The following is a 24291-nucleotide window of genomic DNA, read 5'->3' as shown; positions in this document are numbered from 1 at the left end:
ACTGGTGCGATCTCGCTTAAAGAAGGCGTGGAAATGGTTATGCCTGGTGACAACGTTGAGATGTCAGTAGAGCTAATCCACCCGATCGCAATGGACCCAGGTCTACGTTTTGCGATCCGTGAAGGCGGCCGTACGGTTGGTGCTGGTGTAGTTTCTAAAGTAACTGCATAATCACTTGATTGAAAAAAAAGCGCTCCTTTGGGGCGCTTTTTTTAATTCTTATTTTTATAAAACCAAAAATAAATTGTCTGACAAATTTATTTAAAGCTGTCCTTAACTGATATTGGCCTGACCTAAACAGCGCTTATGTAAAAAAAAATCCCACGTAATATACAGATAAGAATATGAATATTACATTTTCAGGCCTGGACGGGCTTGATGGGAGTAGTCACATGAACGCTAAAGTAAATATTACCAATCGTGCGGGTGCAAGTTTTCCAGTTCGTCGCATGAACTTCGATTTTGATGCTGTACCAGAATACTGGATGAATGGTTCAGCCGGTCTTACTCATTTTATGACGGCATTATCTGCACTGTTTCCAGCAGGTGAAAAGTTTTTTATAGATTCAGTCCGCGCGGTGCGTAAACATCCTTCGATTGCCCACAATGAAGCCTTACAAAAAGAAATTTCCGCCTTCATTGGTCAGGAAGCGATGCATACTCACGAGCATATCGGCTTTAATGCTTCTGCGCAAAAGTATGGTCATGATGTCGATACGCTTGATCATTACACCGATAAAGTCATTCAAACAACGCGAAAGTTCATGGCAAAGTTGGCTAAACCTGTGGGTATTAGCCAGGAAATGATAGATTTAACCGCGACAACAGCACTTGAACACTTTACCGCAACCATCGCCTCACAGCTGTTAACCAATAGCCATATTCAGGAACTGATGACAGATGAGACCATGAAAACCATGTGGTTATGGCATGCAGTCGAAGAAAATGAACATAAGGCAGTCGCTTATGATGTCTTTGAGGGGGTTTTTGGCAAAGGCTTAAAAGCATATGCACTGCGTACGTCTTCCTTGGTCATCGCAATGGCCACCTTATTTGTGGTGCAAAGCTATTTCCTTGCACGATTACTCAAACAGGATCAGCAGCTCAATCTTGAATCCTTGAAGGCCATTTATAGCTATGCCTATAGTCCTTCCAAAGGCATCATTACCGGCATGGCTAAGGAAATGCTGATGTATTTTAAACCGGGATTCCATCCGAATGATCATTATACAGATCAACTGCTGGCGGGCTGGAAAGCAAAATTGGGTATTTAATAAAGATGAAGAGTGAAGAGCGACAGGAATCGCTCTTTTTTTTGCTCGATTTTTTTTATGAAGTTTCTATAATGCGGAGGTTGAATCTATATAAGATGAACGAAGATGATTCGTTTGATGCAAGCAGCGGATGTAGAGGCCGTTGTAAAAATTGAAAGATTGGTCCAATCACATCCTTGGACCTTAAAGCAGTTTCAGGATGCAGTGACTGCTTATCAAAGTACCGTGATTGAAGTGCAAGGGCAGGTAGCCGGATTTTGTATTTTACAACCGGTGCTGGATGAAGCCAATTTATTGCTGATGGCGATTGATCCGGCACAACAGGGCCAGGGCCTGGGCTATCAGTTGCTGGAGGCGTCAGTGGCGATGCTGAAAAATAATCCGGTGCAGATTTTCCTGGAAGTACGCGAGAGTAATCAGGCTGCGATCAAGCTATATGAAAAATCAGGCTTTCATCAGATTGATCTGCGCAAGAACTATTATCCAAATGCCAATGGCAGTCGTGAACATGCCATCATTATGGTCAAGGCATGTACGGATGATTTTGCCAGCCTGTTTAAATAAGAGAGACGGACCATCTTATTTAATAATCTGGTGATTCCATCCGCTAGGTAAGGTCGTCATTAATGAGTGTCCCAAATGCTGAATCTCTGTGGCACTCAAGGCATGATTTAAGCGTCGCCATTGTCCATCGATCAGTAATTCAAGCGGCAGGTATTGGGATTTGTAGTTCATCTTGGCTGAATGTGGAACCCAGTAGCCCAGATAAACAAATTTCAAACCAAGCTTTTGTGCATGTTCAATCTGTTTCAAGATTGCAAATGCACCCACTGAACGGCGATTTTCATTTGGGTCAAAGAAAGTATAAACGGCCGAAATGCCATCATCCAGCAGGTCGCAGGTGGAAACGCTGATTAAACGCTGATCCTGCCATAATTCCAGAAAGAAGCTATCAGTACAGCTTTGCAATAAAAATTTTTCAAACTGATCGCGAGTCGGAGGGAACATGTCGCCATCTGCGTGACGTTCGTTTATGTAGCGTTCATACAATGCATAATGTAAATCACCCGCCTGCTCTGGAGTGGTAATTTTCATCACCAGATCTTGATTACGTTTCCAGGCTTTTTTTTGTGAACTGTTCATGCGAAATTCAATAACAGGTACGCGCGAAGACAGGCATTGACGGCAAAGATGGCATTCAGGGCGATAGACGAAATCACCACTGCGGCGGAAACCGGTACGCGACAGCTCAGATAAAGTCACCACATCAATACGATGTGCAGGATCCAGAAAAACCATGCGCGCCGACTTATTGGGCAGATAGCTGCAATCATGCGGCGGCGTAATATAATACTGTAAATCGTTCAGTAGGGCCTTGGGCTGATAAGAGTTCATAACAACTACCCTCTGTTATTTTCATTCACTTAATCGCGCGTTTTGCGCTATTGTTTTACTTGAAAATACACCTTCCTGATACTTTTTCCAATCAATCGCCGGCTTTTTTACGATATCTTGTAACGAATTAAGATAGGCTTGGCGAGAAAGTGTACAGGCACCCAGACTTAACAGATGATCATTGACCAGTTGGCAGTCAATCCAGGGCAGCTTATTTTCTTGCCCAATCAACATTAAAGTGTAGAAAGCCATTTTAGAAACATCAGTTTGTGTACTAAACATGGACTCACCAAAACAGCCCTGACCGATGGTCACACCATAAAGTCCACCTACGATGCGATTTTCATCCCAGACCTCAATGCTATAGCCGTATCCTGCTTCAAACATGTCGCAATAGCCTGCGATGATATCTTCACTGATCCAGGTATCTTCAGCATAAGCACGAGGCAGGGAGCAGCAACGGATTACCCTTTCAAAAGCATGGTTGACTGTAATTTTATAATCCTGCTTTTTCATATTGCGTAGCAGGGATTTGCTTGGATGGTAATCTTCGGGGCGAATAATGCAACGCGGTTCCGGACTCCACCAGCAAATCGGATCACCTTCTGAAAACCATGGAAATAAACCATGCGTATAGGCTTCAAAAAGTGTGGAAGGGGAGAGGTCTGCACCAATACAAATCAGGCCTTCACCTTCAGGATCAACCTCGAGCGGATTGGGAAATATATACTGTGAAGGAGGAAGGAGATGCATGCAAAAATCCGATCTTTAAATAGGCTATTTTTATCATACATAAAAAAACCGCCCAAGATGGACGGCTTTTTATAGTTGCTGCTTAGTCCAGTTTGCCCATCGCATCAAGATATTTATCTGCGTCCAGCGCAGCCATACAGCCTGAACCTGCAGAAGTAATGGCCTGACGGTAAATACTGTCAGCAATGTCACCAGCTGCAAATACACCTGGTACAGAAGTTTGTGTTGCATTGCCTGCTGTACCGCTTTGCACTTGGATATAACCGTCACGAAGCTCTAACTGGCCTTCAAACATGCTGCTATTTGGCTTATGACCAATTGCGACAAACATGCCGGTCACGTCGACATTTTGAGTCGAGCCATCCAGGGTTGACTTAATACGCACTGAGGTTACGCCGGATTGTGCATCGCCCAGGACTTCATCGACCTGATGATTCCAGATAATACTGATCTTGCCTTCTTTTTCTTTAGCAAATAAATGCTCTTGCAAGATTTTTTCAGAACGTAATGAGTCGCGGCGGTGAACCAGGGTTACGTGAGAGGCAATATTAGATAAATACAACGCTTCCTCCACAGCTGTATTACCACCACCTACGACCATCACTTTCTGGTTTTTATAGAAGAAACCATCACAGGTCGCGCAAGCGCTGACACCTTGACCCATAAAGGCGGCTTCAGATTCCAGGCCGAGGTATTGGGCAGTTGCGCCGGTACAGATGATCAGGGCATCACAAGTAAACTCTTCCATATCACCTTTTAATACGAACGGGCGCTGGCTAAGATCCACTTCATTGATATGGTCATATACGATTTCAGTGCCAAAGCGCTCTGCATGGGCCTGCATACGTTCCATCAAGGCTGGACCGGTTAGGCCTTCAGGATCACCCGGCCAGTTATCTACTTCTGTTGTCGTGGTAAGCTGACCGCCCAGTTGCAAACCTGCAATCAGGGTAGGTTTCAAGTTTGCCCGCGCTGCATAGACTGCTGCACTATAGCCTGCAGGACCAGAACCTAAAATAATCAGTCGTGAGTGACGTGCGCTCATCAGCTGTATCCTTTTTTATTTAGAAATTTATTGAATTATACGTGAAACTGTATAACAGTGGTGTGAGATTAAAGTCGATATTATTGATCATTGAAATCGATTTGGGCTATATAGCATAAGTAACATTGTGCTTGCACAATAGTGCATCTTTTTTTATAGAACAGGTGCATAATATATAGATTATTGCGTCGCTTTTTTTAAGTATTAAAGCAAAAGAATATTCATGAAGAATTGGTTACAGGACAGTATATGACAGCGGTGTCGAGTGCCTATGCACAGCGCTTAATAATGACATTATTTTTAGTCTCATTTGGGATTTATCTGTTTCTTGCAACAGTGACCTATACGCCATTTGATCCGGGATGGATGCACATTTCCAGTGATACACAAACCGTTTCGAATGCGAGTGGGGTTGCGGGTGCCTGGATTGCAGACCTTTTGTTTGGCTTTCTCGGTTGGGCGAGTCTGCTGATTCCTGTCTATCTGTTTATGGAAGCAATTCAGGTCTGGTGGCCGCGCAGCTTCCTGAACCGGCCATTTCGCTATGCTGCCCAATTCTTCCTGTTACTGACCACCTCAGCATTGCTGTTTTTATTCTGGCAAGTGCCTGCTGATACGCTGGATAATTCTTCCGGCGGTATAATTGGCTATGAATTAGGTCAGAGTCTGGAACAACTGCTGACAGTATATGGTGCAGCATTCTTCCTGCTGGTGCTTTGGGTAGTGTTATTTACCTTGGCGTTTGGGGTGAAGTGGAACAAGACCTGGAGCAGCCTGAAAGCAACGCCTGCTTATTTACAAGACCTGTTTTACCGCAATGTGCCTGAAGGCATGTCTGACTTTGACCGTACTGCACCTGTTGCAAAAAAAGAGCCAGTCAATACTACGAAAAAAGTAGCGGTTGCAGTCACGCCTGCGCCTGAGCATCAACTGGTAGAAATAGATCCGGTAGTGCGTGATCAGGTGGCTGAACGTCTATTTGATGATTTTGCCGATAAAGAATCCCAGCAATCCCGGTTCGATGACGATATTCCTGAAAATGTGCAGCAGGTTGCTGAGGAGCCAGTCGAAACATTTAAAAAAGCACAGCAAGAGCCACCACAGTCTGATCGTGTGGTAGCAACAGGGCAGATATGGCGTGCCTTACATTCTACTGAGGATCAGCGCCATAAACAGGATATTGATGCCTTACTCAAAGCAGCCGAAGAGGAACAGCTTAACTCTTCTGTATCGCCTTTAGCTGCAGAACAAGCTGTTTCAGCGCAGGCGCCTTCTCAAACCAGAACCACATCTGCGCCACATACAGGCCTGGACTGGGATGATGATGAAATCTTTGACGAGCTTCTGGCTGCGGTTCCACAGGGCAAGACAGCGACGGATGTGCATAGCCCATTCAATCCGGTAACGGCTGAAAAGACCTCAAGAATTGTAGAGGATATGGTAAATGTTGCTCCGGCTATGGCTGCTATGGCAACGGCACATGGGGTGAAAAATAGCGCATTACAGGCCGATCTGGATGACCTGGGTGATTTGCTGATTGAGGAAGATGAACCAAGGCAACCGGTACGTGCATCGAGTTATGCGCAATCTTCTGCTTTTGTACAGGCCCCGATTCAGCATCAGGGTATAGAGCAGGCTAAATCTGCCACTTCGGCCAGCAATGCTGCAGTCCGGGAAGCATTATCCAAAGAAGATTTTATTGAAGCCTGGCATGAAACTGCTGGCAAGCCACAGGATGAAGACGAGTTTGATTTTGATGCGCCTTTAACTGATGCATCAGGACGTCCGATGTCACGTGCCATGCAGGTGGCAGAGCGCCGTAAAGATTTATCACCGCTTCCAGGTCTGGATTTACTGGATGAAGTCGATCCAAATAAAAAAGTGAATTTTACCGAAGAGCAGCTGGCACGTTTATCTGAACTTCTTGAAATCAAGTTACAAGAATTCAACGTCAAAGCCAAGGTGGTAGAAGCACAGCCAGGTCCAGTCGTGACACGTTTTGAACTAGATCTGGCGCCAGGGGTAAAAGCTTCTAAAGTGACGAATATTTCGCGTGATCTGGCACGTTCGATGTCGATGGCATCGGTGCGTGTGGTTGAAGTCATTCCAGGCAAGCCGTATATCGGAATTGAAGTACCAAACAGTACCCGTGAAATGGTCCGTTTAATCGAACTTTTGACCATTCCCGCCTTTACTGATCCGAATAGTATTCTCTCTATGGCAATGGGTAAGGATATTTCCGGTAATCCGGTAATTGCTGATCTGGGTAAAGCGCCGCATATGCTGGTGGCAGGGACCACAGGTTCCGGTAAATCGGTGGCGGTCAACTCGATGATTCTATCGATGTTGCTGAAATATACCCCAGATGAATTGCGTCTCATTCTGATCGATCCAAAGCAGCTGGAACTGGCAAACTATAATGATATTCCACATTTGTTGACGCCTGTAGTCACCGATATGAAAGATGCGGTCAGCGCATTGAACTGGTGTGTCAATGAGATGGAACGTCGTTATAAGCTGATGTCTTTCCTGAAAATCCGTAAACTGAGCGACTATAACCGCAAGGTGGAAGAGGCGATTGCCAATGGTGAAGACCTGATCGATCCAACCTGGAAAGCTAGCGATTCTGTTGTGGGTGAGCGTGCGCCGCGTTTGACGCCGTTGCCTTCTATTGTGATTGTCGCGGATGAGTTCGCGGATATGATCATGCAGGTGGGTAAAAAAGCCGAAGAAATGATTACCCGTCTGGCACAAAAATCACGTGCGGCCGGTATTCATTTGCTGCTTGCGACCCAGCGTCCCTCAGTAGATGTAATCACCGGTTTGATCAAAGCCAATATTCCAACACGTGTCGCATTGCGGGTTAACTCCAAGATCGACTCGCGTACTATTCTGGATGCGGGTGGTGCAGAAGACTTGCTCGGTCACGGTGACATGCTGTTCTTGGGTCCGGGTAAAATCGAACCTGAGCGTGTGCATGGCGCTTTTATTGCCGATGACGAAGTCAACCGGATCTGTGATGCATGGCGTGAACGTGGTTCACCAAATTATGTCGACGAGATCCTGACGCCATTTGATGAAGAGCCATCGAGCCGTGGTTTTGAAGACGGTGGCGACGGTGGATCAGACCGCGATGCGCTGTATGACCAGTGTGTTGCTTTTGTTTTGGAAACCCGTAAGGCTTCTACTTCATCCTTGCAACGTAAATTCAGTCTGGGCTATAACCGTGCTGCACGGATCATCGACCAGATGGAAGAAAACGGCATTGTCAGTGGTATGGGTGCTAATGGCAAACGCGAGATTCTGGTTTAGTAGTCTAGCTTCAATAAAAAAGCCTGCTTTGAAAGCAGGCTTTTTTATGTATTTTTGACTCAGGCAAACTTTGCCAAGACATCCAGAAACTCGGCACTTTGACGTGGGTAGGTGGCAATCACGTCATGAATGCGTTGGCCTTCCGGATTGGTTGCATTGACATTGCGGCCATCAGCAACAAATTTCGTCAACAGGCGTTCATAATCGAATGGACGCATATGTTTGAAAGCATGATACAGCACATGAAAATCCGCATTAACACCTGCAGGAGGAAGCTGGTTCAGGTAGGCAAATACACGCTCATCTGACCATTCTTCGTTAAAAGTTGCTGGTTGAGATAATGCCATCGCAATTTCCTTGATCTAATGTAGTTTTTTCGGCATGAAAAAAGGCAAAATATGAGTACGCAAGTGACAATGTCTTTAAAACGACGTTGTCTAGGCGAAGTCTCGTTACTCGTCTTGCGACTGGGTAAAGCAGAGCTTTATGACCAGCCTACTCGAAGCAAGTTTCTCGCCTTGCGGCCGGGTAAAATAATACTTGGTATATCTAGCTTACTCGCAGCAAAGCTTCTCGTCTTGAGCCTGAACAAAGCAGTGCTTTGTTCAGGCTCATATTTTGCCTTGAATCAATTTGCTTGACCAATCAAAAATCAGATTATCGTTCTTCAGGTAAATTGATATTCATTTCAAGCATTTCAATATTGGCTTCCGAACGTACCGACATTTGAATATGCTGCTCATCGACACCGCGGACATAACGATTGACCACCTGCATGATTTCAGTCTTCATCTGGTCAATTTTGTCTTGGCTCAAACGACGACCCAAGCCTTGTTCGGATGCAACGATGACCTTCAAACGGTCTTTAGCAGTCCGTGCACTTGATGGTTTATCCTCGCCACTAAAAAGTTTACTCCAGAATCCTGCCATGTCTACGCTCCAAATAGTCGTGCTAACCAGCCCTTAGGTTTCACCTCGATATGACGGTAAGGACGCTCTTCTCCAAGGAAGCGCGCAACCAGGTCATCATAGGCCTGACCAGCTGCAGCTTCAGTGAAATTAATCACTGGCTTACCTTCATTCGATGCCTGTAAAACGCTTGGACACTCAGGAATAACGCCTAAGGTTGGTACACGTAAAATATCCTTAGAAATATCATCAATGGTCAACATTTCCTGTTTATCGGCACGTTCCGGATTGAAACGGGTAATACACAGGTGCTTACGAATGCGACCTTCGTTTTGTTCTACTTTTTTTGTTTTGCTATCGAGCATGCCAATGATACGGTCAGAGTCACGTACTGAAGAAATTTCAGGGTTGGTCACAATGATCGCTTCGTCAGCATGGTACATGGCCAAAATAGCACCACGCTCGATACCGGCAGGTGAATCACAAATAATATAGTCAAATTCCTGCGAAAGCTCATCCATTACGCGTGCCACACCTTCATCGGTTAAGGCATCTTTATCACGTGTTTGGGAAGCAGGTAAAATATATAAGTTTTCAATATCTTTATCGCGAATCAGTGCTTGTTGTAATCGTGCTTCGTTATTTAAAACATTCACAAAATCATAAACTACACGGCGTTCACAGCCCATAATCAAATCAAGGTTACGTAAACCTACATCAAAATCAATAACAACAGTTTTGTGACCACGTAGGGCTAAACCTGTTGCAAAAGATGCACTTGTTGTAGTTTTACCTACACCACCTTTGCCTGACGTTACGACAACAATTTTCGCCACCGAATCCACTCCTGTTATGGTTCAAATCCCCTGTTTAAAATGGGGTTTTTGGTGTTTATTTATACATTAAAATTGTAGAGCTTCAAATACAAGCTCTAGTTGATCATTCAAGTAAATATGCACTGATTTTTTAACCACATGAGGTGGAATGTCATCCGCCACACAATAGGTTCCTGCAATCGAGATTAGTTCTGCTTCGAGGTTATGGCAGAAAATGCGTGCTGCAGTATTACCGCCAGCACCCGCAATCAGGCGACCGCGGGCACTGCCATAGACATGGATGTTACCCGATGCAATGATTTCTGAACCGCTGTTAAGACCGGCATTGAGAATAATGTCGCCATTATGTTGCACAATACATTGACCGGTACGCAGAATTTCATCATGGTATGAGGTGATGTGGGCAACGATTGGAGGCGCAGATGTTTGCTCATTATCCTCTGCAGCAGGTTCTGGCTTAACTTCCACGACCTGCTCTTTGGTGGCTTTAATTTCTTCTAGCTGGCGGTCAGGTGGCAGTACCGGGAACTGAATGGCACGCGCCTGATCGCCAAGTAAGCCTTCAGTTACGGCCATAGGCTGTACATCCAGACTGATTAACAGCTGGATTAATGCAATGAGTTCCTGTTCAACTGAACTTTCAATGACTGCCAAAGTGCCGGGTGGAAATGCTGCTTGTAATTTTGGGCTAAGTTGCTGGCGGATTGCATCATGATCATTGGTATCTAGGCTAATGCGTATCGCATTGACCATTCTGCCTTTTATCCGTATATCAGCCATAATTCTTCCTTAAATACTTCTGACGTGCTGGTTTTGTGTCGAAGCAATGTTGTAAATAGTGCAAATCCTAGAACAAATTGCAGTAATTCTCTAGCGATCTCAGTTATTTTTTTATGCGAACAGAACCGGACGGATTGATCCGATTCTGTACTTTAAAATTTACTTATCTATTGAGCTCTGATTTTGCTCATGTTCTTCTAGAATCTGCTGCCACTGTTTGACTTTTACCTGTTTTCGGATTGCTTCAAGTGTTTCAAAAACAGCCGATTCAACCAATTTATCAATATGTGGATTATGTTCAATCTGTATCTGGCTGATTTTATCTGAAATTAGGGTAAAAGTCGGATTTTCTTTTGTACCTGTATGGGTAAACGGCTCAATCAGGCCCTGAGTAATATTTTCGCCCAGGCGTTGACCAATACTTTGAATTTGCTGTTCAATCCGGCTGCCCACAATTGGAATCAGACGCAGCAGCTGAGTAAGTTCTGGAGTTTCTTCAATCGCCTGATTCACTACTTGTCCAACATTTTTAGCGATCATGGAACGTTGTGACTGTAGTTCCTTGCCTAAAGACTCCTGCAAGATATCTGCCAAGGCAATGGCCAGTAATTTACGGTGATGTTCCACCAAATCATCAATTAACTGTTTATGTGATGTGCTTGTGGTCAGTTCACGCTTGATACCGTCCAGTACGGTCAGGACCACCCGGCTGGAAAGCTCTTCCATCAGCATGTTGTAATAAAAATTGCCCTGGCGGTACCAGCGAGCGGGAATCACTTTATAACCATGGCTATGCAGGTTATAGCCAATCGCCACTGCACGCAGCAGACGCAGAAAACGCAACTGCGGGAGAATGGCTAAAATTTCATACCAGTGCACAAAAGGGAAGAACCACCAGCGTCGGTGATGACGCAGGACAATCGCAATGACCCAGCGTGCCAGTAATTCACAGATCAAAAAAGTGGTAAACCAGCCCTCGGTAATGATGACCCAAGGGCGTAATTCAGTTTTATAAAACTGCAATATTTCAGGTAAACGAATGAAGTCAAACAACCAGTGACCAAAATCGCTCATTAAAATGGCATTGGCACTGAGACAGAACAGGTTGATGATAATTAAAACCATCATGAAAATGTCGTAAATCAGTGCAATTTTCCAGCCCCAGGTTCCTTTACGAACAAATTTAAATGAGCTGGAGGTAATGTCTGGGTTGTCGTTGTTCATAATTACTCGGTTACAGATCCGATCGGGGCTTGGGCAAAGTTCTGCTGCATTTGTGCGATGAGCTGATCTTTTTCAGTCCAGATCTGATCTATCCATTTCTGGAAACGTGCGCGGTATTCAGCATCATCTTCATAATTGCCACCGAGCACCCAGTCAGGAATATCAATTTTTCTTAAATTTACCGCAATACGTGGCACTTCACCTAACCAGAATTCACCATAACCTGGAATGCCGTCAGGATAAACAATGGTCATATCGACCAGCGCATCAATTTTATCGCCAAGAATACTGAGTGCCAATGCCAGACCACCGGCCTTAGGCTTCAGTAAATAGGTATAAGGAGATTGCTGCTGATCATGCTTTTCCTGGGTAAAGCGGGTGCCTTCCAGATAATTTAACAAGGTAAACGGCTGACTGATCAGCTGTTCACAAGATTTACGTGCCTCTTCCATATCCCGGGATTTCAGCGCAGGATTTTTGGCAATCTGTTCCTTGCTATGTCGTTTCATCATCGGGAAGCCCAAAATTTTAAAGGCCTGACCAACAAAAGGAATAAAAATAAGTTCCCATTTGGTAAAGAAACGCGTCAGGGGCATACGGGATACGCCAAAGTATTGATTAACGGTCGTATCCACCCAGCTTTGATGATTACAGGTCATCAAATAGCGGCCCTGCATATTCAAATCCAGTGATTCATCTACGCTAATTTGCCATTGCGTATTTTTCAGCACATGTTCAATCAGCCAGTTGTTGACCCCTAACCAGCTATTAGTAATTTTGATATTGGTTTCATCTACTTTTGCGGATTTTTTAAAAAGTTTAGTTAAGCCCAAAGCCAGCACCGGGGGACCATGAAAAAAAGTACTGCCGGTCATGACTGAAGTGACCGTCAGGCCACGTGCCAGTTTTTTTAACGTCGGTTGCTTGTTGCTATTCGATGACATATCAGATCAGTCCCCCGAGATTAATCGCTTAAATTTTTTCATATTTTGAGTAATATAGAGACAGTTGAGCAAATAAAAAAGTCTGAATAGGAAACTATGAAGATATTGTGATGAAGTACCTTGAAATAGTTACATATAAACATTACAAAATATTACTAAACGATTTATTATTAACAAAAATTCAATGGTGATCCCATTCTATTTCATCCATTATCTCGCTTATACAACAAAGCATACAAAAGGAGGCATGCAATGCGTGCACTAGTAATTTCAGCAGCTGTAGCAGGGGCAGTAGCGCTTACAGGTTGTCAATCAACAGGGAATAACCTGGGTGGTGTTGAGTATGACAAAACTGCTTTAGGTACCTTGATTGGTGCAGCAGCAGGATACGGTATTTCTAAAGGCAATGCGAATACTAGCCGTCAAAACAACCGTGCTGCTGCTATTGGTGCAGTCTTGGGTGGTGCAACGGGTGTTTATCTAGATAACAAAGAGAAAAAATTACGTCAGCAAATGGCGGGTACTGGTGTAGAAGTTAACCGTAATCCAGACGGCTCTGTTGGCCTGATCATGCCAGGTAATATTACGTTTGATACCAATAAATCGAATATCAAACCGAATTTCTACTCAACTTTAAACAAGGTTGCACAAACGCTGACTGAAGACACCAAGAGCGGTATCCTGGTGACTGGCTATACAGACAGCACTGGTAATGACTCAATCAATATCCCGTTGTCTCAGGCACGCGCACAAGCTGTTGCAAACTACCTGATTGCTCAGGGCATTTCACCTACACGCATTAATGCGCAAGGACTTGGTTCAGCGGATCCAATCGCATCTAATGCGACTCCACAAGGCCGTGAGCAAAACCGTCGTGTTGAGCTAAGCATTTACGCAATCCAATAATTCTTTATGGATTGAACGGCGAATTAAAAAACCACCTTCGGGTGGTTTTTTTGTGCCAGAACCTTGACCATTAAAAACGTAATTTGCATTAGGCAAAGTGCTACAGAGATGACTATAATCGGAGCCGAATCTAGAAGAGGAAGCCGTATGTCACTCGCCAGTCAGTTAAATGACAAGCAACTTGAAGCCATGAAATACACTCAAGGACCCTTGTTAGTACTTGCAGGAGCGGGTTCAGGCAAGACTTCAGTGATCACGCGAAAAATCGCGTATTTAGTCAAGCATTGTGGGATTCCCGCACATCGTATTACTGCGATGACCTTTACCAACAAGGCAGCGCGTGAGATGAAAGAACGGGTCAGCAAATTGTTGACGCGTGAAGAAAGTAAAGGCGTTTCAGTTTCGACCTTTCATACCTTTGGCCTGAATATGCTGCGCCTGGAGTTGAAACATACCCCACTTAAAAATAATTTCTCGATTCTGGATGCAGATGACTGCAAGCGCATTCTGATGGATTTGATGCAGCGTGATAATTTGTCCGGTGCGGAAAGCAAAGAACTGATTGCCAAAGCCATGAAAATGATCTCGGACTGGAAAAATGATCTCATTCCACCCGAGCAGGCGCACACCACCTGTGAAACGGCCGAAGATGTCCAGTTTGCGCATCTATATCAGCTCTATGAGCGCAATTTGCGTGCTTATAATGCAGTAGATTTTGATGACCTGATTGTGATGCCAACGCGCCTGCTACAGGAAAATGCCGAAGTCCGTGACAAATGGCAAAACCGCGTACGTTATCTGCTGGTGGATGAATATCAGGATACCAACACAGCACAGTATATTCTGGTGAAATTACTGGTTGGCGTGATGGGACAGTTCACTGCCGTAGGTGATGATGACCAGTCGATTTATGCCTGGCGTGGGGCTAAACCGGAAAATATGGCTTTGTTGCAGCAGGATTTCCCGAATCTGAAAGTGATCAAGCTGGAACAGAACTATCGTTCAACCAGTCGTATTCTCAAAGCAGCCAACACGGTCATTGGCAATAATCCGCATATTTTTGATAAAAAGCTCTGGTCGGACAAAGGCCATGGCGAAGTGATCCGTGTGATTACCTGCCGCAATGATGATGACGAAGCAGAACGCGTGGTCAAAGACCTGATCACGCATAAATTGATGAACGGTAAAAGCTGGAAAGATTATGCGGTGTTGTACCGCGGTAATTTCCAGGCGCGTATTTTGGAAACCCATCTACGTCAGATGCAGATTCCGTATAAATTATCTGGCGGACAGTCCTTCTTCGCACGTGCCGAAATCAAGGACATGATGAGTTATTTGCGCCTCATCATTAACCCTGAAGACGACAGCGCATTCCTGCGAATTATCAATACCCCAAAACGGGCGATTGGTCCGGTAACGCTGGAAAAACTTGGATTATTTGCTCAGGAAAACAACCTGTCCTTGCTGGCTGCAGCAGCGGATCAGCGTCTGACCATGGCGATTCCGAAAAAGGCCACGACTCAATTGGCCGAATTTGCCGATTTTATTGAGGGCTTTACCCGCAATTTACTGGATGATGATGAACCGGTACCGATCATCCGCCAGATGATGATTGAAGCCGGTTATATCGATTACATCAAGGAAACTGCAGCTACGCCGGCACAGGAAAAAACCAAGCTCGACAATATCGAGGTGCTCTACAGTAGCATTCAGAGCCTGATTAACCGCGCTGAAGATGTTGATGAAAAAAATATTGAAAGTGTGATTCGTAAAATGGTGCTGCTGGATATGCTCGAGCAGCAACAGGAAGAAGAGGACACCGATAAGGTCAACCTGCTGACCTTGCATGCGTCCAAAGGTCTAGAATTTCCTTATGTCTATTTAATCGGGCTGGAAGAAGAAATTCTGCCACATAAAAACTCGATTGCTGCTGAAACGGTCGAAGAGGAACGCCGTCTGATGTATGTGGGGATTACCCGTGCACGTCAGGGACTGACCATTACTCTGGCAGAACAGCGCAAGGCAGGCGGGCAGATGAAGCAGATGACCCCAAGCCGTTTCCTGGATGAATTGCCGGAAGATGAGCTGGAATGGTTAGGTCGCAAGAAAAAGCTGGCTGGCAACATCGATCCAAAATTACAGGCACAGCATTATCTGGATAATTTGCGCAACCTCATCAAACGATAAGGTGCAGCGCTGTCACTTATTTTAAATGAAACAACAGGAATGAATAAATGAAAGTTCAGGTGAAAGTCCTTGACTCGCGTCTCGGTCAGGAATGGCCATTACCCACTTATGCTACGACGGGTTCAGCAGGGCTGGATTTACGTGCGTGTGTTGCAGAAACTACGATCATTGAACCAGGCCAAACGATTTTGGTAAAAACTGGTCTAGCCATCTATATTGAAGATCCTGCATTTGCTGGCTTGATTTTGCCTCGTTCGGGTTTGGGCCATAAACACGGGATTGTGCTGGGTAACCTGGTGGGTTTAATTGATTCTGATTATCAGGGTGAGTTGATGGTGTCGGTTTGGAACCGTAGCCAGACTGCCTTTAGCTTAGAGCCGGGTGAGCGTTTGGCACAGTACGTGCTGGTGCCGGTAGTACAAGCTGAATTTGACCTGGTGAATGAATTTGAAGCAACCGAACGTGGTGCTGGCGGTTTTGGTCATACTGGTAAAAACTAAGTTTTAATAGTGACTTAAATGACTTACATTCTTTAAATATGATGTAAGTCATTTTTATGTTGTTGAGAAAATATTAATGAATGGACTGATTAATATGCATTTAAACATTCAAGTCTATTTTATGGTCAGATAGATTTATTTAAATTTATATAAATTAGCGTTTGAATAAGGCGATATTTAAAATAAATATAAGTAAATAATCGCTATTTGATTACAAGAATCCTATACTTCTAAAGTTGTTGATTATATTTTTATAATTGATTGTTACATTGAAATCGTTTAAAAATGGCTAGTCTTAAAACAAAAACAAATGTTTAAAGTCATTATGATGAAACCATCATTTTATATCTCCTGATACTAACCAATTGTGAAAAGAATAGTTTATGGGATCCCTGAAACATCCTCTCCCTTTACATATTTTTCGTGCTTATGACATACGCGGTAAAGCCAGTGTGTTGGGTGCGGGAATTATTGATGCAATTGCCCACGGTTTGGCACAGCAATATCGGGCTGCGGGACAGGTGCGTGTCGCCATTGGTTATGATGCACGGCTCAGCAGTCCAGCTTTTGCAGACATTATCGCGCGTATTTTTAAAGATTATTCACTTGAGGCTACTATTATCGGCTGTTGCTCCAGCCCAATGCTGTATTTCACTGCACGTCAGTTCGATGGCAATGGCATTATGGTCACTGCCAGTCATAATCCTAAAGAAGATAATGGAATTAAATGGATCATCTGTGGTGAGCCGCCCTGTCCTGATCTGATTCAGCAGGTGGCGCAGCTGGCAGAACCTCACTGTAGTCAGCAGTTGCTGACATTGCCGGAACAGCCACATCTGATTATTCCAGAGTTTTGTCTCCAGTATCAGCAGGTAATATTACAAGATATTCAATTAAAGCGACCGTTTAAAGTAGTGCTGGATGGCTTGCATGGCTCAGCTGGGCGTTGTGCCAATCTGGTACTCAGAAAAATGGGCTGTGAAGTAATTGCTTTACGTTGTGAAGCCAATGGACATTTTCCGGATCATGCGCCGGATCCTTCACAAGACAAACATCTTGAAACCTTACGCCAAACTGTCATGCACCAGCAGGCTGACCTCGGTATTGCCTTGGATGGTGATGGCGATCGCCTGGTTCTGATCGATGAGCAGGGTCAGATTATTACAGCTGATCAGTTGTTATGCCTGTTTGCCGAAATCTGCCTGAATGATTCGGTGCCACGCCAATTTGTTTATGATGTGAAATGTTCGACTCTGGTTCGAGATACGGTGCAACGTCTGGGTGGCGAAGCGGTGATGATCCGTACAGGTAGTTCCTTCTTGCGGACTTATCTGGCGCAATCTCAGCAGCAGGCGATTTTTGGTGGTGAATATGCCGGGCATTATGTATTTAATGATGGTCGTGGCTGGGGCTATGATGATGGACTCTATGCAGCGCTCAGAGTCATGGAGTATCTAGACCAAACGGGACAAACTCTGGCACAGGCCTTGGCAGCTTATCCAAAACGTCATGGTACTGAAGATCTTTATATTTCCACACATCACGTGCCTCCTGTTGAACTTTTAAACTTCGTTGAGCAGCAATCTGAAAGAATTAATGCGCAAATCAGTAAAATTGATGGCATACGTCTTGATTTTGAGGATGGTTTTGGCATCATTCGAGCATCCAATACAGGTGAGTATTTCACGGTGCGCTTTGATGCCAATAATGCCCAAGCTCTGAATGAGATTCGTCATCTGTTTGTAGCCATGTTGCGTGACCGTTATCCAGAGATCGCTCAAGACATTTTAGATGCTCAATAAGGAGAGGCGAATGCCAAATCAACAAACAGGCATCGACAAAGCACAGATTTTGACAGAAGCTTTGCCGTATATTCAACGCTTTGCGGGTAAAACCCTGGTGGTAAAATACGGCGGTAATGCGATGACCGATCCTGAGCTGGAAAGTTCATTTGCACGTGATATCGTATTATTGAAAACAGTCGGTATTAATCCGATCGTGGTGCATGGTGGTGGTCCGCAAGTCGATTCCATGCTGAAACAGCTGGGCCGTGAATCTGACCGTATCGACGGAATGCGTGTGACAGATCCGGCGACCATGGAAGTGGTCGAGATGGTACTTGGCGGTAGCGTCAACAAATCTATCGTGAACCTGATCAACCAGCATGGTGGCCGCGCCATTGGTCTTACCGGTAAAGATGGTAACCTGATCCGTGCACAAAAACTGCTGATGGAAAAAGTGGCTGAAGATGGTTCGGTTCAGCAAATTGATCTGGGTCTGGTCGGTGAAGTTGTTGGTGTAAAGACCGATGTTCTGGAAATGTTTACCAGTAGTGATTTTATTCCTGTCATTGCTCCGCTGGGTGTGGACGAAGCAGGCAATACTTATAACATCAATGCCGATCTGGTCGCTGGTAAAGTCGCTGAAGCTTTGGGTGCAGAAAAACTGATTCTGCTGACCAATATCACGGGTGTTCTGGATGAAAATAAAAATCTGCTGACGGGCTTGACCACTCAGGAAGTTGATCGTCTGATTGAAACCGGCGTGATTTATGGCGGCATGATTCCGAAAGTGGGTTGTGCCCTAGATGCCGTAAAAGGTGGGGTGGTGAGCGCACATATCGTCGATGGCCGTGTACCGCATGCAAGTTTGCTGGAAATTTTCACTGATCATGGTGTTGGTACCCTTATTACCAACCGTGTAAATCCGCATCGTTCATAATCGATTTTTTGTGAAAAAGAGTCTCTATGCAGGCTCTTTTTTATTTGGATTTCTTATAGCCAGCTATTTGAAATGGCAGGGACAGTCATGCACAATAAGCTTCTAAGTGAAATAAAGAGCTGAAATCAGACCATGTGCCAACTGCTCGGAATGAATTGTGCTACGCCAACAGATATTACTTTTTCTTTTCGCGGGTTTTCCCAGCGGGCAGGCATTACCTCTGATCATGCCGATGGTTTCGGGATAGCTTTCTTTGAAGATAAAGCCTGCCGTCTGTTTGTTGATAACCAGTCGGCGGTTGAATCTCCGATTGCTGAACTGGTACGTAATTATCCGATTAAATCCCGCAATGTGATTGCGCATATCCGCAAAGCCACGCAAGGTAAAATCAATCTGGAAAATTCCCATCCTTTTAGCCGCGAACTCTGGGGCCGGCAATGGATTTTTGCTCATAATGGTGATTTGCATGATTATTTCCCCGCACTAAGTGGACGTTTCACTCCAGTAGGGAATACGGATAGCGAGCGGGCTTTTTGCTATCTGCTGGACCAGTTAGTGAAACGTTTTGGCTATCATGAACCAAAACTGGATCAGGTTTTTGATCTGCTGGCCGAAATTTCACCTGGAATCGCGGAACATGGTACCTTTAATTTCTGCCTGTCGAATGGTCAGGCGCTATTTAGCTATGCGATTACCAAACTCCACTGGCTGGTACGTGAATACCCGTTTAGACCGGCGCAGCTCATCGATATTGATGTCGAAGTAGACTTTAGTCAGGTCACCACACGTGAAGACCGTGTGGCAGTCATTACTACTGAACCTTTGACCCAGAATGAAGAATGGACAGCCTTTCAGCCCGGTGAAATGATCCTGTTTCAACATGGGGCGAAAGTGCGTTCTCAAGTGACGCATGTCGAACGTTTGGAACGTGAACGGCTGGATCCTTCCCTAAAACGCATCACGCGCGCTGACCAATATTAAAAATTGCATCAAGACGGAGTTTAAACTCCGTTTTTATATTAAAAAATAGAGAAAAATTTAAGAATAAATAATGGTTTAACACTCATTTTTGGTTAATTAATATCTTAGCTTTTTACTCAAGATAAATTATTTTTAACTATATATAACAGAAACTTAAAATGAAAATACCGGCTTTGGGCTGAAAGCCGACTAATTTGCTTCATTTTTATTTGAATCAATAAGCTATATGCTCATTTTCACGTTATAAGTCCTTAATATTTCTAGGTGGTCGTATGAAAATGAAATGGGTCCCAGATTATAATACTGGTATCGATGTGATTGACGATCAGCACAAACGAATTCTCGATTATATCAACGAAATTGATGGAATCGATGCAAATACCGAACGTGCCCGTATTAAACAGATTCTTGACAATATTATTGATTATACCCAGTCACATTTTACCTTTGAAGAATCTCTTCAGGAAGAAGCCGGGTATAAATACCGGGTGCCGCATAAACGTGTGCATGATCTGTTTATTAAGAAAATTGAATCTTATCGTGACCGTTTTGAACTAGGGCAGTCAATTGAAAATGAACTGCATGAAGTATTATCGAAATGGCTCATTAACCATATTCAGCATGATGATGCCGATTATGTGGGTGCAGTCAAAGAAAATATGATGGGTATCATTAAAGAAAAAGAACAGAAAAAAGGTAAAAACTGGTTCGCCCGGTTTTTCTCATAATAAAAAATTTCAGCAAATAAAAAGAATTAAAATTTAATTATAAATTTGGCGTGGCAAATCATCCTCATGATGGTTTGCTTTTTGTTTTTGATTTTCACTGCTTCACAAGGCAAAATAGCGCTAGATTTTTATAGGAATGCATCATGCAGGACAATGCTATGTCAAAATGGTTATCGCCGCTGATGGCTTTCTGTCTATCGTTTATTATCATCGCGACACTCGCACCGATAACCGGTATACAGATTGAACGTCAGCTGGATTTCTGGATGCTCTGGTTAGCCACCATGCTGATTCTGGCGCTTCCAGTCTGCTACTTGGAAATTGCTTTGGCCAAACGCTCCAAAACGACGCCATTACAGGCGCTGTCGTCGCTGACCCGTGAAGCTGATGCGTCACAGAAATGGCGTATTGTCGGTTGGTTAAGTGTGATTTTTATTCCGTTTTTGGCAGGTGCAATGCTGAACAATGCCAGTAATGTTCTGGCAGTGGCTGCCCTTGATCTTGCACCAAATCTTTTGTTAAGTGGATTGGCAATCGTGTCGCTAGCCCTGTCACTGCTACCGCGTCAAATTCTGTTAGTAATCACCACGATTGGAGTGCTGGCATCTTTGATCTTGGCAAATGTAATGGGAACTGCGCTACCTGCATGGCAAGTTACGCCAGTTGAGTTTTCTGAATGGGGAAATGCAACGGTATTGGCACTGGTTGCAAGTGGTCTGGGCATGGGCTTGTACTGGCAATCTAGCCTGAACACTGTGCGACAACAGGATATCGCCAGCAAAACGGTATTGCCGATCTGGGTTGCGCAGTTAGTTGCTGTTATTGCATTTGCCTTCTTCGCAGTACAAGCGCAAATTCCTGCATTTACTTTGGTCACCGCCATAGTGGCGGCTGCTGCATTAATGCTGCAAATGGCACGTGAACAGCTACAGCAACGTCAGCTTCATCCTGTAGTGCAATGGGCAATTGTCGCTGTAGTCACGCTGATCTGGGTTATTCCAAATCTAAGCCCAATTTTCAATGTGGTCTTACTCGTCTGGGGGCTGGTGATTTGTCTGATTTATGCACTGTTTGCCGGCTGGATTATGAAGATCAGTCATTTGCGCAAATCGATGAATTTCAGCTCTGAAGCGTTTTATAACATTTGGCGTATTGCAGTACGTGTAGTGTTGCCAGTTGGGATTATTCTGGCAATAGCCGCTGTTCTAGGACAATTCGTCTAATGAGTGAGGCGATGATCTGGGTGGCGTATGCGACGCCGCAACAGCAGTTTCATCTGGCTGTGCCATTTCAGCCCGGCATGACGGCACTGGATGCGATTGAGCAAAGTGGAATCCGTGAGCAGGTCGACTTGCCTGAACCGTTATCTTTGGGCATCTTTGGCGTGCGTTTGCAGGCTCATCAGCAACCACTGGTAGCAGGGGATCGGGTAGAAATATACCGGCCACTGACCATTAATCCCAAAGATATCCGGCGTAAACGTGCCGAGAGAAATCCGGTAGGACGTTATGCCAGAGGTAATCTTTTAAGAAAGCTGAAACCGTCTTCCGAGTGAAAAGCTGTTGTAAAGAACAGTGTACTCCATGATCTGCTCAATCAATCAACTTAATCAAAAAAGCCCCTGATGATTCAGGGGCTTTTTTATAAGGAACCGGTTATAGTGGCGGAGCATTTAAAATTGCTTCTTTTGATCCTGGTAAACCGGGTTGAGATTCCGGAATCGTTTCCAGACCTTCAATGCGTTCCACGATCCCAGACTGGTTAAAGTAGATTTTCAAATGCTGGCCTTGGGCCGCCGGGATCTTGGCTTTTTTCGCATAGGTCCCTGGGGTATAGTTATAGATGTAGTCCCAACGTAAAGGATTCAGGGGATCACTTACTGTTGGACTGCCCAGTAAGAAACGCACCTGTTGATGACTCATTCCCACCTGAATTTTAGCGGCTTGTGCCTTGGTTAAGGGAGTTCCTTGTGGAATATCTACTTTATAAACACCTAATGTCGAACAGCCGACGAGCAATGAAGTGACGAATAACGTCAGCATGATTTTTTGCATTTTGCTAAACTATCCCAAATTAATTATGATGCATTTGATCCAAGGATAGATCATACTGCATCTAAACTTTGTTGCATATTCCAACTTTGATTTTGTTGAGAGACCTTTTTACATGACTATTTCAAACCAAGATTTACGAAAAGCTGGACTGAAAGTTACCCTTCCACGAATTAAAATATTAGAATTACTAGAAAATTCAAGACAACATCATTTAAGTGCGGAAGATATTTACAAGACTTTACTCGATCAGGGTGAAGATGTAGGTTTAGCAACTGTGTATCGTGTGTTAACGCAGTTTGAAGCCGCGGGTATCATCGAACGCCATAATTTTGAAAATAATCATTCAGTTTTTGAAATTATGCAGGAAGATCACCACGATCACCTGGTATGTTTAAATTGCAGCAAAGTTGTTGAATTTATTAATGATACGATTGAAAAAGAGCAGCATGACGTTGCTGAGAAATTTGGATTTGAATTAACTGGTCACTCACTGAATCTGTATGGCTACTGCGATGCGCCTGCCTGTCAGGAAGTTTTCCGTAAAAAATAATTTGAGCGCTGGTTCAAACAAAAAAACAGGCTTCATGAGAAGCCTGTTTTTTTATGCCTTTACGATCATTAGCTCTGACCATCAAAAGTAATATTGGAATGCGCACGTAATAAGTGGCTGCCACCTTCTTCTGAGAGCTTGATTTGCAGACGCAGGTCGTTGGGTGAGTCCGCATGTTTCAGCGCATCTTTATAGCTGATCTGTTTGGCTTTATACAGATCATACAGCGCCTGATCGAAAGTCTGCATGCCCAGTTCACGGGAACGCTTCATCAGGTCCTTGATCTCATGCACATCACCTTTACGGATCAGGTCGGCAATCAGTGGTGAGTTAATCAGAATCTCAATCGCAGCACGGCGGCCATTGCCATCGATGGTTGGGATCAGTTGCTGCGCCACAATGGCTTTCATATTCAAAGACAGATCCATAAACAGCTGGTTATGCCGGTCTGCTTCAAAGAAGTGAATAATCCGGTCAATCGCCTGGTTGGCATTGTTGGCGTGTAGCGTGGCAAATACCAGATGGCCGGTTTCAGCAAAGGCAATGGCATAGTCCATGGTCTCGCGGGAACGAATCTCACCAATCAGAATCACGTCTGGTGCCTGACGCAAGGTATTTTTCAGAGCAATTTCAAATGAATCCGTATCAATACCGACTTCGCGCTGAGTAATAATACAGCCTTTATGCTGATGCACAAACTCGATCGGATCTTCAATGGTAATGATATGACCTTTGGAATTTTCATTGCGATAACCGACCAAAGATGCCAGCGAGGTTGATTTACCGGTACCGGTTGCCCCGACAAAAATAATGATGCCACGTTTGGTCATTGCCAGTTCTTTCAGAATTGGCGGTAACTTGAGTTCATCCATCGTGGGAATAACAGTTTCAATCCGGCGCAGCACCATCCCCGGTTCATCACGCTGCTGGAAAGCACTGACACGGAAACGTGCGGACTTGTCCGGATTGCTGATCGCGAAGTTACATTCACGCGTTTCGGCAAATTCCTTACGCTGCTTTTCGCTCATAATCGAGTTCAGCAGTTGCCCCACAGCCGGCCCCGGCAATTTCACCGAACCAATGGGTAGAATTTGACCGTTAATTTTGATAGAGGGTTCGACATCGGCTGTGATGAACAGATCCGAGGCCTTTTTCTCTACCATGTAGTTGAGTAAGCCGTTAAAGTCCATGA

The 24291-nt window shown here is 44.4% G+C and carries 24 protein-coding genes and 1 pseudogene; 14 read left to right on the top strand and 11 right to left on the bottom strand.

Annotated elements, in window-relative coordinates; all coding sequences use genetic code 11:
• The 3 genes and pseudogenes from VXP95_RS13465 to rimI all read left to right on the top strand — a co-directional run.
• A pseudogene (locus tag VXP95_RS13465) lies at nucleotides 1-171 on the top strand (elongation factor Tu); the annotation flags it as partial.
• A 221-nt stretch (nucleotides 172-392) separates the two neighbouring features.
• Nucleotides 393-1274 carry a metal-dependent hydrolase gene (locus tag VXP95_RS13460; protein ID WP_416712208.1) on the top strand — a complete coding sequence of 294 codons (882 nt, stop codon included), beginning with the start codon at nucleotides 393-395 and terminating at the stop codon, nucleotides 1272-1274.
• A 105-nt stretch (nucleotides 1275-1379) separates the two neighbouring features.
• Nucleotides 1380-1838 (top strand): ribosomal protein S18-alanine N-acetyltransferase, encoded by a 459-nt coding sequence (rimI, locus tag VXP95_RS13455; RefSeq protein WP_064101642.1) that lies wholly within the window; start codon nucleotides 1380-1382, stop codon nucleotides 1836-1838.
• A 15-nt stretch (nucleotides 1839-1853) separates the two neighbouring features.
• Here rimI and VXP95_RS13450 read toward each other — a convergent pair whose 3' ends face one another.
• From VXP95_RS13450 to trxB, 3 genes are all read right to left on the bottom strand, one after another.
• The gene (locus VXP95_RS13450; protein WP_416712207.1) at nucleotides 1854-2669 is read right to left on the bottom strand and encodes an arginyltransferase; all 816 of its coding nucleotides are present in this window, start codon (nucleotides 2667-2669) and stop codon (nucleotides 1854-1856) included.
• A 21-nt stretch (nucleotides 2670-2690) separates the two neighbouring features.
• A complete protein-coding gene (gene aat / locus VXP95_RS13445; RefSeq protein WP_064095801.1) occupies nucleotides 2691-3422 on the bottom strand; it encodes a leucyl/phenylalanyl-tRNA--protein transferase in 732 nt (243 codons plus the stop codon).
• Nucleotides 3423-3504: 82 nt separating this feature from the next.
• Entirely contained in the window at nucleotides 3505-4467 is a 963-nt protein-coding gene (gene trxB, locus VXP95_RS13440; protein ID WP_416681222.1) for a thioredoxin-disulfide reductase, read from the bottom strand.
• A 249-nt stretch (nucleotides 4468-4716) separates the two neighbouring features.
• Between trxB and VXP95_RS13435 the strand changes: the two genes are divergently transcribed.
• Nucleotides 4717-7779, top strand: coding sequence for a DNA translocase FtsK (locus tag VXP95_RS13435; RefSeq protein ID WP_416706111.1), 3063 nt, complete (start codon nucleotides 4717-4719; stop codon nucleotides 7777-7779).
• Nucleotides 7780-7838: 59 nt separating this feature from the next.
• On the opposite strand, the gene VXP95_RS13430 is transcribed toward VXP95_RS13435, so the two are convergent.
• The 6 genes from VXP95_RS13430 to VXP95_RS13405 all read right to left on the bottom strand — a co-directional run bounded on the left by VXP95_RS13430 (nucleotide 7839) and on the right by VXP95_RS13405 (nucleotide 12472).
• The gene (locus tag VXP95_RS13430) at nucleotides 7839-8126 is read right to left on the bottom strand and encodes a PA4642 family protein (RefSeq protein ID WP_064095798.1); all 288 of its coding nucleotides are present in this window, start codon (nucleotides 8124-8126) and stop codon (nucleotides 7839-7841) included.
• Nucleotides 8127-8436: 310 nt separating this feature from the next.
• The gene (gene minE, locus VXP95_RS13425) at nucleotides 8437-8709 is read right to left on the bottom strand and encodes a cell division topological specificity factor MinE (RefSeq protein WP_005096032.1); all 273 of its coding nucleotides are present in this window, start codon (nucleotides 8707-8709) and stop codon (nucleotides 8437-8439) included.
• Between the two features lie 2 nt (nucleotides 8710-8711).
• Complete coding sequence (gene minD, locus VXP95_RS13420; protein ID WP_064095797.1) at nucleotides 8712-9524, bottom strand: septum site-determining protein MinD; 813 nt, start codon at nucleotides 9522-9524, stop codon at nucleotides 8712-8714.
• Nucleotides 9525-9590: 66 nt separating this feature from the next.
• Nucleotides 9591-10304, bottom strand: coding sequence for a septum site-determining protein MinC (gene minC / locus VXP95_RS13415; RefSeq protein WP_064095796.1), 714 nt, complete (start codon nucleotides 10302-10304; stop codon nucleotides 9591-9593).
• A 159-nt stretch (nucleotides 10305-10463) separates the two neighbouring features.
• A complete protein-coding gene (locus VXP95_RS13410) occupies nucleotides 10464-11528 on the bottom strand; it encodes a hypothetical protein (RefSeq protein WP_064101637.1) in 1065 nt (354 codons plus the stop codon).
• A gap of 2 nt (nucleotides 11529-11530) precedes the next feature.
• Nucleotides 11531-12472: an acyltransferase gene (locus VXP95_RS13405; protein ID WP_064101636.1), complete on the bottom strand. Its 942-nt coding sequence runs from the start codon at nucleotides 12470-12472 to the stop codon at nucleotides 11531-11533.
• Between the two features lie 252 nt (nucleotides 12473-12724).
• Between VXP95_RS13405 and VXP95_RS13400 the strand changes: the two genes are divergently transcribed.
• The 9 genes from VXP95_RS13400 to VXP95_RS13360 all read left to right on the top strand — a co-directional run bounded on the left by VXP95_RS13400 (nucleotide 12725) and on the right by VXP95_RS13360 (nucleotide 22050).
• Nucleotides 12725-13378 carry an OmpA family protein gene (locus VXP95_RS13400; protein WP_064095793.1) on the top strand — a complete coding sequence of 218 codons (654 nt, stop codon included), beginning with the start codon at nucleotides 12725-12727 and terminating at the stop codon, nucleotides 13376-13378.
• Nucleotides 13379-13525: 147 nt separating this feature from the next.
• Entirely contained in the window at nucleotides 13526-15565 is a 2040-nt protein-coding gene (locus tag VXP95_RS13395) for a UvrD-helicase domain-containing protein (RefSeq protein ID WP_004730583.1), read from the top strand.
• 47 nt (nucleotides 15566-15612) lie between these two features.
• Nucleotides 15613-16065 carry a dUTP diphosphatase gene (gene dut, locus VXP95_RS13390; protein ID WP_416681229.1) on the top strand — a complete coding sequence of 151 codons (453 nt, stop codon included), beginning with the start codon at nucleotides 15613-15615 and terminating at the stop codon, nucleotides 16063-16065.
• Between the two features lie 383 nt (nucleotides 16066-16448).
• A complete protein-coding gene (locus VXP95_RS13385) occupies nucleotides 16449-17867 on the top strand; it encodes a phosphomannomutase/phosphoglucomutase (protein ID WP_416681231.1) in 1419 nt (472 codons plus the stop codon).
• 10 nt (nucleotides 17868-17877) lie between these two features.
• On the top strand, nucleotides 17878-18786 hold the full coding sequence (gene argB / locus VXP95_RS13380) for an acetylglutamate kinase (protein ID WP_064095790.1): 909 nt from the start codon (nucleotides 17878-17880) through the stop codon (nucleotides 18784-18786).
• 132 nt (nucleotides 18787-18918) lie between these two features.
• Nucleotides 18919-19767, top strand: coding sequence for a class II glutamine amidotransferase (locus tag VXP95_RS13375; protein WP_064095789.1), 849 nt, complete (start codon nucleotides 18919-18921; stop codon nucleotides 19765-19767).
• 272 nt (nucleotides 19768-20039) lie between these two features.
• Nucleotides 20040-20495, top strand: coding sequence for a bacteriohemerythrin (locus VXP95_RS13370; RefSeq protein WP_064095788.1), 456 nt, complete (start codon nucleotides 20040-20042; stop codon nucleotides 20493-20495).
• A gap of 143 nt (nucleotides 20496-20638) precedes the next feature.
• Complete coding sequence (locus VXP95_RS13365; RefSeq protein WP_416681232.1) at nucleotides 20639-21718, top strand: hypothetical protein; 1080 nt, start codon at nucleotides 20639-20641, stop codon at nucleotides 21716-21718.
• Nucleotides 21718-22050 (top strand): RnfH family protein, encoded by a 333-nt coding sequence (locus VXP95_RS13360; protein WP_416681234.1) that lies wholly within the window; start codon nucleotides 21718-21720, stop codon nucleotides 22048-22050. The genes VXP95_RS13365 and VXP95_RS13360 overlap by 1 nt, the downstream gene beginning before the upstream one ends.
• 100 nt (nucleotides 22051-22150) lie before the next feature.
• Here the strand turns inward: VXP95_RS13360 and VXP95_RS13355 are convergent, their stop codons facing one another.
• Nucleotides 22151-22549, bottom strand: coding sequence for an outer membrane protein assembly factor BamE (locus VXP95_RS13355; RefSeq protein ID WP_064095785.1), 399 nt, complete (start codon nucleotides 22547-22549; stop codon nucleotides 22151-22153).
• Between the two features lie 112 nt (nucleotides 22550-22661).
• Between VXP95_RS13355 and fur the strand changes: the two genes are divergently transcribed.
• Nucleotides 22662-23099 carry a ferric iron uptake transcriptional regulator gene (gene fur / locus VXP95_RS13350; protein WP_005096051.1) on the top strand — a complete coding sequence of 146 codons (438 nt, stop codon included), beginning with the start codon at nucleotides 22662-22664 and terminating at the stop codon, nucleotides 23097-23099.
• A 68-nt stretch (nucleotides 23100-23167) separates the two neighbouring features.
• Here the strand turns inward: fur and VXP95_RS13345 are convergent, their stop codons facing one another.
• A complete protein-coding gene (locus VXP95_RS13345) occupies nucleotides 23168-24289 on the bottom strand; it encodes a PilT/PilU family type 4a pilus ATPase (RefSeq protein ID WP_064095784.1) in 1122 nt (373 codons plus the stop codon).
• Nucleotides 24290-24291: the final 2 nt, after the last annotated feature.

Source organism: Acinetobacter sp. 226, from assembly GCF_048147925.1.
In the GTDB taxonomy this organism is placed as follows: domain Bacteria; phylum Pseudomonadota; class Gammaproteobacteria; order Pseudomonadales; family Moraxellaceae; genus Acinetobacter; species Acinetobacter pecorum.
Note: the sequence above shows the minus strand (reverse complement) of the source record. Positions and strands in the feature narration are given on the sequence as shown.